10 protein-coding genes are annotated in these 14501 nt (G+C 54.8%); 4 read left to right on the top strand and 6 right to left on the bottom strand.

The genetic code is table 11. The features are described from left to right. Positions 1-82: 82 nt before the first annotated feature. Entirely contained in the window at positions 83-973 is an 891-nt protein-coding gene (locus ACR0CE_RS17055; protein ID WP_480833286.1) for a LysR substrate-binding domain-containing protein, read from the bottom strand. Positions 974-1093: 120 nt separating this feature from the next. Here ACR0CE_RS17055 and ACR0CE_RS17060 point away from each other — a divergent pair, with 120 nt between their 5' ends. The 4 genes from ACR0CE_RS17060 to pbfA all read left to right on the top strand — a co-directional run bounded on the left by ACR0CE_RS17060 (position 1094) and on the right by pbfA (position 6470). Beyond that, the gene (locus tag ACR0CE_RS17060) at positions 1094-2281 is read left to right on the top strand and encodes a 2-aminoethylphosphonate--pyruvate transaminase (protein ID WP_480833287.1); all 1188 of its coding nucleotides are present in this window, start codon (positions 1094-1096) and stop codon (positions 2279-2281) included. 18 nt (positions 2282-2299) lie between these two features. Then, positions 2300-3544, top strand: a complete 1245-nt coding sequence (gene phnA, locus ACR0CE_RS17065; protein WP_480484613.1) for a phosphonoacetate hydrolase — start codon at positions 2300-2302, stop codon at positions 3542-3544. A 3-nt stretch (positions 3545-3547) separates the two neighbouring features. After that, positions 3548-5011 carry a phosphonoacetaldehyde dehydrogenase gene (gene phnY / locus ACR0CE_RS17070; protein WP_480477695.1) on the top strand — a complete coding sequence of 488 codons (1464 nt, stop codon included), beginning with the start codon at positions 3548-3550 and terminating at the stop codon, positions 5009-5011. Positions 5012-5117: 106 nt separating this feature from the next. After that, on the top strand, positions 5118-6470 hold the full coding sequence (gene pbfA / locus ACR0CE_RS17075) for a (R)-1-hydroxy-2-aminoethylphosphonate ammonia-lyase (protein WP_480833288.1): 1353 nt from the start codon (positions 5118-5120) through the stop codon (positions 6468-6470). Between the two features lie 707 nt (positions 6471-7177). Here the strand turns inward: pbfA and ACR0CE_RS17080 are convergent. From ACR0CE_RS17080 to ACR0CE_RS17100, 5 genes are all read right to left on the bottom strand, one after another. Further along, entirely contained in the window at positions 7178-9157 is a 1980-nt protein-coding gene (locus ACR0CE_RS17080) for a bifunctional 2',3'-cyclic-nucleotide 2'-phosphodiesterase/3'-nucleotidase (RefSeq protein WP_480833289.1), read from the bottom strand. A 276-nt stretch (positions 9158-9433) separates the two neighbouring features. Further along, positions 9434-10537 carry a M24 family metallopeptidase gene (locus ACR0CE_RS17085; RefSeq protein WP_480484616.1) on the bottom strand — a complete coding sequence of 368 codons (1104 nt, stop codon included), beginning with the start codon at positions 10535-10537 and terminating at the stop codon, positions 9434-9436. A gap of 173 nt (positions 10538-10710) precedes the next feature. Beyond that, positions 10711-12561, bottom strand: coding sequence for an aminopeptidase P family protein (locus ACR0CE_RS17090; protein WP_480833290.1), 1851 nt, complete (start codon positions 12559-12561; stop codon positions 10711-10713). Then, positions 12500-13501: an ABC transporter ATP-binding protein gene (locus ACR0CE_RS17095; protein ID WP_480484618.1), complete on the bottom strand. Its 1002-nt coding sequence runs from the start codon at positions 13499-13501 to the stop codon at positions 12500-12502. Before ACR0CE_RS17095 ends, ACR0CE_RS17090 begins: the two co-directional genes overlap by 62 nt. Then, on the bottom strand, positions 13498-14493 hold the full coding sequence (locus ACR0CE_RS17100) for an ABC transporter ATP-binding protein (protein ID WP_480833291.1): 996 nt from the start codon (positions 14491-14493) through the stop codon (positions 13498-13500). Before ACR0CE_RS17100 ends, ACR0CE_RS17095 begins: the two co-directional genes overlap by 4 nt. Positions 14494-14501 lie beyond the last annotated feature (8 nt).

The raw sequence follows: 14501 nt of genomic DNA on the forward strand, positions 1-14501 counted from the left end.
GATGGCATCAAAAGGCATCCTGGCCCGCACACAGGCCTGGCGCAGCAGGTAATCCACAAAAAAAACTCAATATCCCCGCAGATCACATATCCGCGGGGGTTTCCTTCTTCTTATGCACCCGCTCAGCAAAGTCCATAAACGCACGTATGATCTTGACGTCACGACGCTGGGAAAGGGAAATCATGCTCTCACCCATTTGCAGATTCACGCCCTTTAATTTGATTTGCCGCAATCGATCATCGTGCCCATATTCCGCCTGAGAAACAAAACCGATACCTGCACCCGAGGCAACAAGTTCGCGAACGGCCTCTCGGCCTTCAGCAACAATCGCCGGGTTTAACCTGATACCTTGTTTCTCGGCGGCTTCTTCCAGTTTCTCGCGTGTTTTTGACCCGTGCTCTCTGAAAATCAGGGGCAACTCGGCAAGCTCCTCCAAGGTCAGGGTGGGTTTGGATGCCAACAGCACGCCCCGGGCAGCAAAGGCCACAATTTCAGTGGATCCCAAATTCAATACGTCCATGTCCTTGCCAGGAGACAGGCTGCCAACAACACCGATTTCCGCATTGTAAGACCGAAGCTCTTCCAGGATTTCTTCGGTGTTGCCGGATCGCACAGTGATCGTGATTTTCGGATATTTCTTTTGGAACGAACCTAGAAAAGACGTCATGTGATGCGCTGAATCGGCAATAATCCTTAATTCACCATCGATCGCGGCTTTGGTTTCAGAGAGGTAATCCTCAATCTGATCTTCGATCTCGAAATATTGTTTTGTGAATCTGTAAAGCTGTTCGCCTTCGGGCGTCAGGTTCACGCGTTTTCGTTCACGCTGGAACAGCAGCAGGTCGTGATCCTGTTCCAGTTTTCGGACCTGCTCGGAAATCGCTGGCTGGGTCAGATACAAAGCCTCTGCCGCACGGGAAAATCCCCCATGTTTGGCCACGTAATGAAAGGCTTTCAACTGGCTGTGTCGCATGGCAGTTCCCTGTAGATGCGTTCATAGGTTGCGCTTATGATTAGATTGATAATTGCAATTTCACATATAGCAAGCGTTGCTGCAATTGTGTTCCTGAAAACGCTGTTCTGGAGCCTGGTAATGACGCCATCCAAACCAAAATTAGAGCAACCGCGCCTTGGTGAACCCTACCTTTTGACGCCCGGTCCTTTGACAACGTCCTACGCGGTCAAAGAGGCAATGTTACGTGACTGGGGTAGCTGGGACGATGATTTCCGCGCCATGACGCGGGAGGTGCGGTCAAGCCTGCTGAACCTGCTTGGCGAGGGCGCTGACGAATTTGATTGTGTGCCGATGCAGGGCAGCGGATCGTTTTCTGTCGAGGCGATGTTGGCATCCTTTATTCCGCGGGACGGAAAGGCGCTGGTGTTGGCCAATGGTGCTTATGGGCAGCGTTCGGCCCAGACGCTGCAGTATCTGGGTCGTGATCATGTCGTATTGGACAAGGGCGATTACCTGCCGCCAAGGGGTGACGAGGTGGCGCGCATTCTCGCGGATGACCCGGTCATCACGCATGTCGTCGCCATTCATTGCGAAACCAGCTCGGGCATCCTGAACCCGGTCGAGGAGATTTCAGAAGTCACATATGCCGCCGGGCGCAAGCTTTTGATCGACTCGATGTCCGCATTTGGAGCGATTGAGCTCAAACCCACTGAAATCCGTTACGAGGCCATGGTGTCTTCAGCGAACAAATGCATCGAAGGCGTTCCGGGTTTCGGGTTCATCGTGGCGCGCAAGACCGAGCTGGAAGCCGCAAAAGGCAACAGTCATTCGCTGTCTCTGGATGTGTATGCGCAGTGGGCGCATATGAACAAAACGGGACAGTGGCGGTTTACCCCGCCGACGCATGTGGTTGCGGCTTTCATCGAGGCACTTCGGGCGCACACTGCCGAAGGCGGTGTTGCAGGTCGCGGTGCCCGCTATACCCGCAACCGGGACGTCATGGTCGCGGGCATGCGGGAACTGGGTTTCGAGACGCTGCTGGATAATCGTTGGTTGAGCCCGATCATCGTCACCTTCTTCTGCCCGGCTGATGAGAATTTCGTTTTCGATCAGTTCTACAACCGGATGAAGGAAAAAGGGTTCATTATCTACCCGGGCAAACTGACTGTCGTCGACAGTTTCCGCGTCGGTTGCATCGGCCAGATGGACGAAGATGTCATGCGTAAAGTTGTGATCGCTGCAAAAGAATCTCTGGAAGAAATGGGCGTGACAAGCGCTGCGCCTCCTCTCCGGGCACTGGAAGAACGCGCCAAGTTGGCCGCATAAAAATCAAGGAAAACACAGATGACCATTCAAACCCCTGTCGAAGCAAATGAGCGCGTCTACCCGACGCCCAAAGTGCCCGCAATTGCCATCTGCCTTGATGGATGTGAACCAGAATACCTCGACGTGGCGATTGCGAAAGGGCTGATGCCCAACCTCAAACGGATGCGGGAGGAAGGTACAGACCGTCTGGCGCATTCTGTTATTCCGTCGTTCACCAACCCCAACAATCTTTCGATTGCCACCGGGCGTCCGCCGATCGTGCATGGAATCTGCGGCAACTACCTTATCGATCCCGACACCGGTGAAGAGGTGATGATGAACGATGTCCGCTTCCTGCGCGCGCCGACCATCTTCTCGCAGTTCTATGATGCAGGTTTCCGAGTGGCGATGGTAACCGCCAAGGACAAACTTCGCGCGCTGCTTGGTGCCGGGCTGAAGTTTGACGAGGGCAGGGCGGTTGCATTCTCTTCTGAGCGTTCGGGTGAAACGACGCTTGAGGAACATGGCATCGACAATGCCAGCAAGTGGCTGGGCATGGATGTGCCCGAGGTATACTCGGCCGAGCTGTCGGAATTCGTTTTTGCTGCTGGCGTCAAGCTGCTGAAAGAGTTCAAGCCCGACGTCATGTATTTGTCGACCACCGACTATATCCAGCACAAGTTTGCACCCGATCAAAAGGGCGCATTGGATTTTTACGCCATGTTTGACCGCTATCTGGGCGAGTTGGACGCATTGGGGGCCGCCATCGTGGTGACGGCTGATCATGGCATGAAGCCTAAGCACTTGGCAGATGGATCCCCTTCGGTCGTCTATGTGCAGGACCTGATGGACGAATGGCTGGGCAAGGATGCGGCACGGGTCATCCTTCCGATCACTGACCCCTATGTCGTGCATCATGGGGCACTGGGTTCGTTCGCGACCGCTTACCTGCCGGATGGCGCGGATCAGAGCGACATCATTGCCAAACTCAAGGCGACCGAAGGGATCACCCATGTGCTGACCAAGGCTCAGGCCATTGAACGGTTCGAATTGCCCGGTGATCGGATTGGCGACATTGTGATGGTTTCTGGCGAAAACATTTGCATCGGAACGTCCGAGCATCGCCACGATCTGGCAGCGCTCAAAGAGCCCCTGCGCAGCCATGGTGGTTTGACGGAACAAGAAGTTCCCTTCATCGTGAACCGTGTCATCGACCTGCCAAACCAACCCGTGCTGCGCAACTTTGATGCCTTTTTCTACGCAACTACAGCGGCGGCACAGTAAGCCATGAAAGACCAGACCATGTCGAAAATCGAAGTACGTAACGAAGGAATGCGGATCGGTGGCGAAATCGTCTTTACCGATGAAACCATTCCTGTTCTTTACCCGTACACCAACGAGGTCGTGGGCCATGTTCCCGCTGGCACCGCAGAACACGCACGCAGGGCATTCGAAATCGCGGCGAATTACAAACCTAAACTGACCCGGTACGAGCGCAGCCAGATTTTGCAGCGCGCAGGCGAGCTGATCGGCGAGAAACGCGATTACCTTGCGAAATGGCTGACGTTGGAGCTGGGCATCTGCCACCAGCATGCGATCTACGAAACCAAACGCGCACAGGATGTTTATCAGTTTGCGGCGGCTGAGGCGCTAAAGGACGATGGCGAGATCTTTTCCTGCGATCTGACCCACAATGGCAAAGCCCGCAAGATTTTCACCACCCGAGAGCCGGTGAAAGCAATCAGTGCGATCACTCCGTTCAATCACCCATTGAATATGGTTAGCCACAAAATCGCGCCATCGATTGCGACTAATAATTGCATGGTTTGCAAACCTACCGAACTGACGCCGCTGACCGCGCTGACATTGGCCGACATACTTTACGAGGCAGGCCTGCCGCACGAGATGTTCCAGGTGGTGACCGGCTGGCCGGCTGACATTGGCGATGAGATGATCACCAATGAACATATCGACATCATCACCTTCACCGGGGGTGTGCCGGTGGGCAAGTTGATCGCTGAAAAAGGCGTCTACAAGCGGCAGGCGCTGGAACTTGGGGGCAATGATCCTCTGATCGTTCTGAATGACCTCAGCGATGCGGATTTGGACAAAGCCGCAACAATCGCAGTGGCGGGGGCTACCGGAAACTCCGGTCAGCGGTGTACGGCTGTCAAGCGCATCCTCGTGCAGGAAAGTGTGGCCGACAAGTTTGTGCCGCTGGTTCTGGAGAAGGCCAAGAAGATCAAATTCGGCGATCCGCAAGACCCCGAAACCGAGCTGGGGTGCGTGATCCACGACAAAGCCGCGGAGATATTCGAGAACCGCGTTCTGCAGGCTGAGAAAGAGGGTGCAGAAATCCTGTATCACCCGGGCCGTCAGGGCGCATTGCTGCCGCCTATCGTCGTCGACAAGGTTCCCCATGACAGCGAGCTGGTGATGGAAGAAACTTTCGGTCCTATCGTGCCGATCGTGCGCGTGCCAGACAACGACGAAGAGGTGATGGCGATCTCGAATTCGACCGAGTTCGGCCTGTCTTCGGGGGTATGCACCAATGACCTGAACAGGGCCATCGCCTTTATCAACGGGTTGAATGTCGGCACCTGCAACATCTGGGAACAGCCGGGTTACCGCATTGAAATGTCACCCTTTGGCGGCATAAAGGACAGCGGAAACGGGGTGAAAGAGGGCGTTATCGAGGCGATGAAGTTCTTCACCAACGTCAAAACCTATTCGCTGCCCTGGCCCAACTAAACCTTGTGTCCTTTCCCCACAGACGGGAAGGACGCTTCAAATCCTCCCTGATACTGGCGGGCCTTTTGGGGCCCGCATCTTTTGATGACAGAAATGAGGAGCGGACATGCCACAGATTGTCCACACGGAAGGGGAATCAAACACATCCGAAGCGCGCAAGGCATGGTTGCGAAAGTCCATGGGGCCGAAGTCGGCACCTCTGCTCAAACGCGATGCGGATGTGTTCCTGCATCAATCTCTGTCATCACCCTGCGTCAGCACTATTGCAAAGGCCGAGGGGATCTGGATCGAGGATATGGAGGGTCGCCGGTACATGGATTTCCATGGCAACTCGGTGCACCACATAGGCTATGGGCACCCGCGTCTGATAGCCGCCATCAAAGCGCAACTTGATGATCTTCCTTTTGCACCCCGCCGCTTTACCAATGACCCGGCAGTGGATTTGGCAGAAAAACTGGCAGATATCGTGCCTGGCGATCTGGGGAAGATGCTCTTTACCACTGGCGGCTCTGACGCCAACGAGGTTGCCCTCAAAATCGCGCGTGCCGCGACCGGTCGGTTCAAAACAATCAGCTTCTGGGATGCCTTCCACGGTGCGGGCTTCGGCGCCGCAAGCGTCGGTGGCGAGGCGACGTTCCGCAGTCATATCGCGGGTCCCCTCTTGTCGGGCACTGAACATGTCGCGCCCTTCGCCTGCTACCGTTGCCCATACAATCACGCGGGACCGGAAACCTGCGGGTTGGCCTGCGCGAAAATGGTCGAATATGTTCTGGAGCGTGAAGGAGATGTGGCCGCAGTCATAGCCGAACCGATGCGCGCGGTGCCCTATGTACCACCGCCGGGGTTTTGGAAATCCGTGCGCGAGGCGTGCAATCGTCACGGCGCGCTTTTGATCATGGATGAAATCCCGACCGGCCTTGGCAAAACCGGCAGGATGTTCGCCTTTGAACATGACGAGATCATTCCCGACATTGTGACGCTTGGAAAAGCGCTTGGCGGTGGTATCCTGCCCATTGCCGCTTGTGTTGCCCGCAAACAATTGGATGTCTGCGGGGATTTTGCCATTGGTCATTACACACACGAAAAGAACCCGGTCACCGCGCAGGCCGCTTTGACAACACTTCAGATCATCGAAGATGAGGGGTTGGTTCATCGGTCGGCCATGCTGGGTGAGCACGCAATTGGTCGTCTGATGGACGAACTTCAGAACGTACCCACCGTCGGAGACATCCGGGGTAGGGGTTTGATGTTCGGGGTCGAAATCGTTGATGATCGCGTTGAAAAGATACCGGGCAATGCGCGTGCCGAACGGATTTACTACGCCTGTCTGGAGGCCGGTTTGAGCTATAAGATCAGTCAGGGATGCGTTCTGACACTGTCGCCGCCGCTGACCATCTCGCAATCGGATCTGGACCACGCAATCGACATTGTGGTTGCTGCGATCAAGGCCGAGAGTTGACGCGTCGGAACAGTCAGTCTCAGCTGTTGTGAAACGGGGCTAGCCGGGACAGCATCGAAGGTTCCAAAGTACGGTTTGCGAATACGAGTTCGATGGTGCTCGGCGTACAACGGATTTTGGGTTTGGCCGATGGCGTTGTAATATCCAAATGCACTCAGGCTTAAAACGCTGACGAAAGTAACGGGAAAGGCAAAATCTTCAATTCGGCCTCTGGTACAAATGAGACTGAACAAACTGACGGGATTACAGGAACTCAAAATCAACAGAGCGGAGTCTTTCATGGTATCGAATGTAGTTCAGAAGCTGAAAGACCTTTTGTTGCTGTGCTCTACAGATCGCAGTCCGTGGTCTTTGCAAAAAACTGAGAAACAAGATGCCGTTCAGCAGGCGACTACTTTTTACCTACCATAGGATATTCAATCTCCCTTTGCCGCGAGATCCTTGAATACAGATTTCACCAACTTGCCCCTGCCTTCACCCATTCAGCTTCTTTGACAGAACTGGGAGCGCAGAAGTTCAGTTGGCGATCAAACGGTTCGCTAAGTTCTATGACCTGCCGCCACGACGCTTGTCGGGAACGCGAATTGAAAATGTAGCATCTGACTCTGCAGGGGCAGTGCCTTCGAGCTGTACGGGTGTTCAGCGCAAACCCGCCACCGAGTTACCAAGGTGGCGGGTCAGGTTATCGTTGCGACATTTCTTTTGGATCAGAGCTTAATGCGGAAGGCTGCGAAACCGTCGGCGCCTTCCCCGGCGTCCTCGATTGCCACACCTTTGACGTCGCCCATATAGTCGCGGGCTTTTGGACCCGTCTCGAACAACACCGTGGTGTCCGCCAGCGGCGAAAACGACCAATTGGCATCCGCTTTGGGATCGATTGTGCCCTGTTCGACAATGTAGCGCACAATGACGTCGCGGTTGGTGTCCGGTGCTTCGAACACGATCGTGTCGCCCATTGCGCCCGGGAACGCGCCACCACCGGATGCACGGTAATTGTTGGTGGCAATGATGAACTCCATGTCATCCGTAACAGGCGCGCCATTGAAGGCAAGGTTCACGATCCGTGCTGCGTCGGGGTTCACCTCTTCGCCCTTTGGTCCAAAGCGCGACGGTTGCGACAGGTCGATCTGATAGGTCACACCGTCCATCACGTCGAAATTGTACGATGGGAACTCGGGGTTCAGAAGGATCGCATCCTTGGACCCAGCTTCGACCTGATTGAACATACCGGCCGAGCGTTCCAGCCAGCCACGCACCTGCGCCCCGTTCACGCGAACAGCGCGGACCGTGTTTGGATAGAGGTACAGATCGGCCACGTTCTTGATGGCAACGTCCCCGACCGGGACATCGGTGTAATACTCCGGACCCCCTCGGCCACCAGCCTTGAACGGTGCTGCCGCAGACAGGATTGGCAGCCCTTCATGCTCGGTGCCTTTCAGCATGTCTTCGACATACCATTTCTGCGCGATTGAGACGATCTGCACAGACGGATCATCCGCGACCAACGCAAAATAGCTGTGCAGCGGGGCCGAGGTCTTGCCGACCGCGCGCCGAACATAGGCCAGCGTTTCGTCATGAGCTTTCGCAACCGATTCCAGAACCTTCTGATCATCTTCGACCAGAGCGGTGATTGATCGATCTTCGTTACGTTTGGAAATCGGTCGCGCCTCGGAAGTTGTGGTAACGACGCGCCATTCATTGCCGTCCCGTTCCAAAAGCAGGTCCAGCAGGCCAAGATGCGACCCCCAGAAACCGCCCATGACGGCAGGTTTGCCCATCAGCGTGCCTTTTTCCACGTCGATCCCGGGGCGGTCAGCAAATGTCGGTGACGGGAAAACCAGGTGATTGTGGCCGGTGACCAGCGCGTCGATCCCGTCGACACCTGCCAGAACCACCGATGCGTTTTCCATGCCGTCTTCATGATCGGCACCCCCGATCCCCGAATGCGACAGGGCGATGATCAGGTCACATCCCTGTTCCTTCATCTCGGGCACATAGGCCTGAGCCGTCTCGACGATATCGCGGGCTTGAACATTACCCTCCAGGTGCCTGCGGTCCCAGTTCACGATTTGTGGCGGGGTAAAGCCGATGACACCGATCCTGATAGGATGTTTGGTGCCGTCGCCCATCTCGATGTCTCGGTCGAGAATGGCATAGGCCTGAACAAGGGTCTTGTCGTCACGCGGGTTTGCACCTTTTTCCTTGGCGACGTTGGCCAGAACAACAGGGAACTCGGCACCGGCCAAAGCCTTGTTCAGGAATTCCAGACCGTAGTTGAACTCGTGATTGCCCAGCGTCGCGGCATCATACCCGACCGTATTGAAGGCCGTGATGATGGGATGACTGTCGCCGTCCTTCATGCCGCGCTCATAAGCGATGTAGTCACCCATCGGGTTGCCTTGCAGGAAATCGCCGTTATCCACCAAAAGCGAGTTTGTCGCCTCTGATCGGATTTCGTTGATGATCGACGCTGTGCGGGACAGGCCCACCGTGTCGCGGGGTTTGTCCGCATAATAATCATAAGGGAACACATGGACATGGATGTCGGTGGTTTCCATGATGCGCAGATGCGCCTGATTATTGGCCGCCGCCACCGAAAACGGGTGCAGGGTAATTGCCGCCGCACCAGCGGTTGTCGTGGCAAGGAAGCGGCGTCGTGAAATTGAAGAACGGCTTGAGAAAGACATGGGTCACCTTTCAGGTTTGTGGTCAACGCGTCTTTTTGCCTGTAATTCGCAACAACCATGTGAAACGGGTTGCCGGCGCTTTAGACGCGTTATGTGTAGGTGCAATGCTAGGTACAATAGCCCAACTTCCTGTACTTGATAAGACATGGCAGAAGGGGAACCCGTGCCCTGCGATTGCCAAGACAATGCCTCACAATCAGTGCTTTGCGACATATCCAACCCGCATCATGTTGGCTGCCATTCACTGACCCCAACCGTTTGGCTGGGACAGCCCGGTTATCGACGTCCCGCCCCCAGGACAATAAGCTCTTTCGGGAAACTGGTCAGTGATAGGCATCCGTCTTCTGTGACCAAGACGTCATCTTCAATACGGACACCGAAATTGCCTAGGTCATACAGACCCGGTTCGTTGGTCCAGACCATGCCTGCGCGCATTACCTGGTTGTTTCCGCGCATGATATATGGAGCCTCGTGCACATCCCGACCCAATCCGTGGCCTGTCTTGGTGCGGATGCGATTGGCGAAAGGGGATGCTTCAAGAACGCCGATGACAGCATCATCGATATCATGGGCCGTCACACCGGGGCGACACACGTTCAGACCCATCTGATTTGCTCGCAATACAGTTTCGTAGACAGCCTTGCCCTCATCTGAGACTTCGCCAACGAAAAAGGTTCGCGTGATATCCGCGACAAATCCATCCTTGCGCGCGCCAAAGTCAAAGAGCAGCGCATCGCCGGTTTGAATCCGATAATCCATACGCGCTTTCCCATGTGGTCGGGCCGAGTTGTCGGCAGCGACCACAATCGGTGTAAAGGCCAGTGAATCGGCGCCTTCGGCAAACATTGCCTGGATCAAATCCTGTTCGATCTGTTTCTCGGTCTGACCTGCGTGTACCGTTCCGATAACCCGCTCAAGCGCACGTTCCGAGATGGTGATCGCAGCTTGCATGGAGGCCACATCCTTGCTGGACTTGATCAGTCGCAGGTTCGAGATTTGGTGTTCCGCATCAGTTATTTGTAACCCAGGCATAGCTTCGGTCAGCGCGTCAGAGACAAAAACACGCATGACCTGCCCTTCAACTGCAAGGGACGCGATGCTCAGGTGGTTCGCCAAAGCGGTGAAAGCCCCTTTGTAACCCGCCTCATCCCGCCAATCGAATACCGCTCCTTCGAACCTTAATTGATCCCACGAGCCAAGTTCCAGATTTGGAACAACGGCAGCGGGTTCTCCTGATGCGGGGATCACAACCACGATGGGGCGTTCGTTGGTCATGAAAGACTTGCCCATGGCTCGGTCGAAATTCGGACCCGGCACCAATGCCACGGCATCGACAGAGATTTCACGGGCCAACCGGCTATATTCTGATAAATCTGGCATCCTTACCAACCCTTATTGTGACCAAAACCACCCGTTTCGGCGATCTCGGCAGATCTTATTATTCTTACGCCACACGCGAACCGTCATTGGTTTGGTATTCTGACAGTTGGAAACGTTGCCATTCGTTTCGCCGCACAGCAGTATACAGCCCGGCCAATAGTTCGTTTCGTGTTTCAGATTGCAGTCGTCACTTTTGTCAGCCACCCCTTTGCAGGCTCACTCAATCGCGGTGAAAGCATCTGTCTGATTTGACGATGATATTGATTTAACCAGTGCCGTTCGGCCTGAGTCAGGTTTTCAACAATCAGCATGTCAGTCTGAATTGGCACAAAAGTCATATTGCGGAAGGCGAGGAAACCGTTGTCTTCTGTGACGACCTCAAAGACATTTTCTATGCGGATGCCGAAGCTGGCGGCTTTGTAAAACCCCGGTTCAATCGACATGACCATGCCCGGTTCCAGATCAATCGGGTTATAGGGTTTTCCTATTCTCTGCGGGTGTTCGTGCACTGACAGTCGATGGCCGATGCCGTGACCGGTCCCATGGTCATAGTCCAGCCCGAGGTCCCACAACGGGCGACGACAGATCCCGTCGATATGGTGTCCTTGGGTACCAGGTGGGAACCGTAAGGTGGCCAAGGCATAGAAGGCCTTGAAGACTGCCGTGTATGCCTCATCATACCCTTCCGGTCGTGATCCAAAAGCGTAGCACCGGGTGGTGTCGGTTGTGCCAGTCTCGTATTGTCCGCCGCTGTCCATAAGATAGGTTTGATCCGGTCGGATAGGATCATTCCGATCCGCGGTTGCGCTATAGTGGCACATCGCCGCGTTCACGCCTGCTGCTGAGATCGCGTGAAAACTGTCATCAAGGAAACCTTGTTGTGCGCAACGCAGCGCCCTCAGTTTTTGCTCTGCTTCACGCTCGGTCAGGGGGTCACTACTTTCGGCGCGAACGGGAACGGTGTTTGCAAGCCAGGCCCCAAATTCTGCCCACGCAATTCCGTCGATGAAATGGCAGGTTCGAAGACCCTCCAGTTCTATCGTGTTTTTCAATGCCTTAGTCAGGGTAATCACACTGCGTTCAGAACCAAGCTTCGCGCCGGCTTCTTCAATGGTTTGCCTTACCGCGACAGGTGAGAAATCCGGATCAGCCAAAACAAACTGACCTGGCTGAAAGCTGGCCTTGAGCGTGGGTAAAAACTCAGCCTGAGGAACTATCTGAAGATTAGAAGGCAGTGCCCCCTCTACGAAATCATCCAGCTTTTTCGGATCGACAAACCAAACCAGCGCCCCATCGCGATGTGCGAGAAGAAAGGAATTAACTACCGGATTATAGTTAACATCCGCCCCGCGGATGTTCAGTAACCAGGCGATATTGTCAGGTTGTGTTTCGACGACAAAGTCGGCCTGTCGCTCAACCAGATAGTTTGCCAGACTAGTGCATTTTTCAGCACAGTTTTTCCCGGCAATTTGCGACGGTAAAACTGTCACACGACCGCAGGGTGGTGCTGGTTGATCTGTCCAAACCGCGTCGACTGGATTGACTTGTTGCGGCACCATCGTTGCGCCCACTTCCTTGCAAGCTGCGTCAAACCGGTCAAACCACGACGGGGGTATGTGCATCGGGTCAAATCCGAGCCGCCAACCAATACGCATTTCTTTTCTCAGCCACTTTTCGGGCGTCTCGCCATGAAGGCGGTGATGAGAGAACAACGCGCCTTTGCACTCTTGCGCAGCCTGCAAGCTGTAACGACCATCGACAAAAAGAGCGACGATCTCGGGTGTTACAAAAGCAAGTCCGGCAGATCCGGTGAACCCGGTCAGATACGCCAGACGTTCGTCATGCGGTGCGACGTATTCGCCTTGATGAGCATCAAATCGCGGTAGTACAAAGGCATCCAGGTCCTGCACAATCAGTTGGTCACGGAACAGCGAAATTCTCTCGCTCGGACATAAGTGAAACCTATCCAGCATTTGCTTTGATCTCTTCCGCGTGGTGGCAGGCGACTTCTCCAAAACCCCCAAATTGTCTGAGTGCGGGAACGTCGCGCTGACACAGGCTTGTGGCAAAGCGACAGCGCACGTGGAACGGGCATCCGGGCGGTACGTTCATAGGTGATGGCAATTCACCTTCCAGTCGAATGACGTTCCCCTTGTCATCCGGATCAAGCGAAGGCGCGGCGCTGAGCAGAGCTTGGGAGTAAGGATGTGAGGGATCGGAGAACAAGGTTTCACTGTCGCCGATCTCCACAATCCGGCCCAGATAAATCACAGCCACCCGGTTCGAGACGTGACGTACAAGTCGCAAGTCGTGTGCGACGAACAGAATTGTGAGGTTCAGTTTGTCCTGCAATTCAAGCAGAAGATTGACCACTTGTGCCTGTACTGAAACGTCCAGCGCGGAAACCAGTTCGTCGGCAATCAAAACTTCCGGCTCGACTGCCAGTGCGCGAGCGATCGCAATTCGTTGCCTCTGACCCCCCGAAAACTCGTGCGGTAATTTGTTTGCGGCGTCCTGTGGCAGGCATACCAGATCCAACAGTTCCATAACACGCGAGGGGATTTCACTCTCGGGGCGCATCTTGTGAACACTAAGAGCCTCGGACAGAATCTGACCAGTCGTCATGCGGGGGTTCAGGGACGAATAAGGATCCTGAAACATCATCTGAACGCGACGATTATAATCGCGCTCGTTACGATATTTCGGGTCAAAGATATCTTTTCCAGTGAAACGGATACTGCCGGTCTGAGGCTGGTGGAGCCTAACTATGCAACGTGCAAGTGTGGACTTACCGCAGCCGGACTCACCGACAACTCCCAGTGTTTCTCCTCGCTTGAGCTCGAGGCTAACACCGTTCAGCGCGTTGACAACCCGCCCGGGTCGCTGGCTGATCAGGTCAAGAACCGACCGTGACAAATGAAATTGAAGACCCACATCATTTATCTCCATGACCGTATCTGTCATGCGACGTCTCCCTGAGCTGCGGGCACATGATTGAAGCACGCCACATGACGGCCTTCGGATATCGCCGACAAAGGCGGACGCGCGTTCAGGCACGCGTCGATGGTGCTCTGACACCTTGGGGCAAAGGCGCATCCGACCGGCAACTTCTCAAGACTCGAAGGCGTGCCCGGCACCGAATAGAGTGGTGTACGCGGCGGCACATTCTGAGGGACAGACCGCATCAGCCCTACGGTATAAGGGTGGCGTGGTGCATTCAAAACCTGACGCACAGCCCCCTGTTCAACCACCCGCCCGGCATACATGACCGCCAAGGTTTCACAGGTCTGAGCGACCACACCTAAATCATGCGTGACAAGAACCACGCCCATTTGAAGCTCATCGGCCAAGGACAGGATCAGATCAAGAATCTGTGCCTGAATTGTTACGTCCAATGCGGTGGTTGGTTCATCGGCAAGCAACAGTTTCGGATTTGCTGCCAGAGCAATCGCGATCATAACGCGCTGCCGCATACCACCAGAAAACTGATGTGGGTATTCGTCCAAACGTGACGCAGCAGATGGAATCCCTACATGATCCAGCATCTCAACCGCCCGATCACGGCGCGCTGCGCGACTGAGGTCGGTATGCGCTTTCAACGTCTCGGTCAGCTGCATGCCAACCGTCAACAACGGGTTAAGCGATGTCATCGGCTCTTGAAAGATCATCGCAATTTCGCCACCGCGAATGCGCCTCAGTTTTCGTTCGGAAAGCGAAACAAGGTTTTGCCCCTGCCAATTCACGACTCCTGTGACTTCACCATAGCGCCGCGACAGTCCCAGAACCGAACGCAAAGTGACACTCTTGCCAGAACCGCTTTCACCGACCAATCCCAGCACTTCGCCACGTCGAACGGAAAAACTTACGTCTCGCACAGCTGGCAGAGGGGTCCCTTCCTTCCAGAAGGTTGTACTCAGGTTTTTGACTTCGAGGATAGGTTGCTGATTGCCTGTCATTGTCAACT

This window comes from Ruegeria sp. L11 (assembly GCF_056531755.1).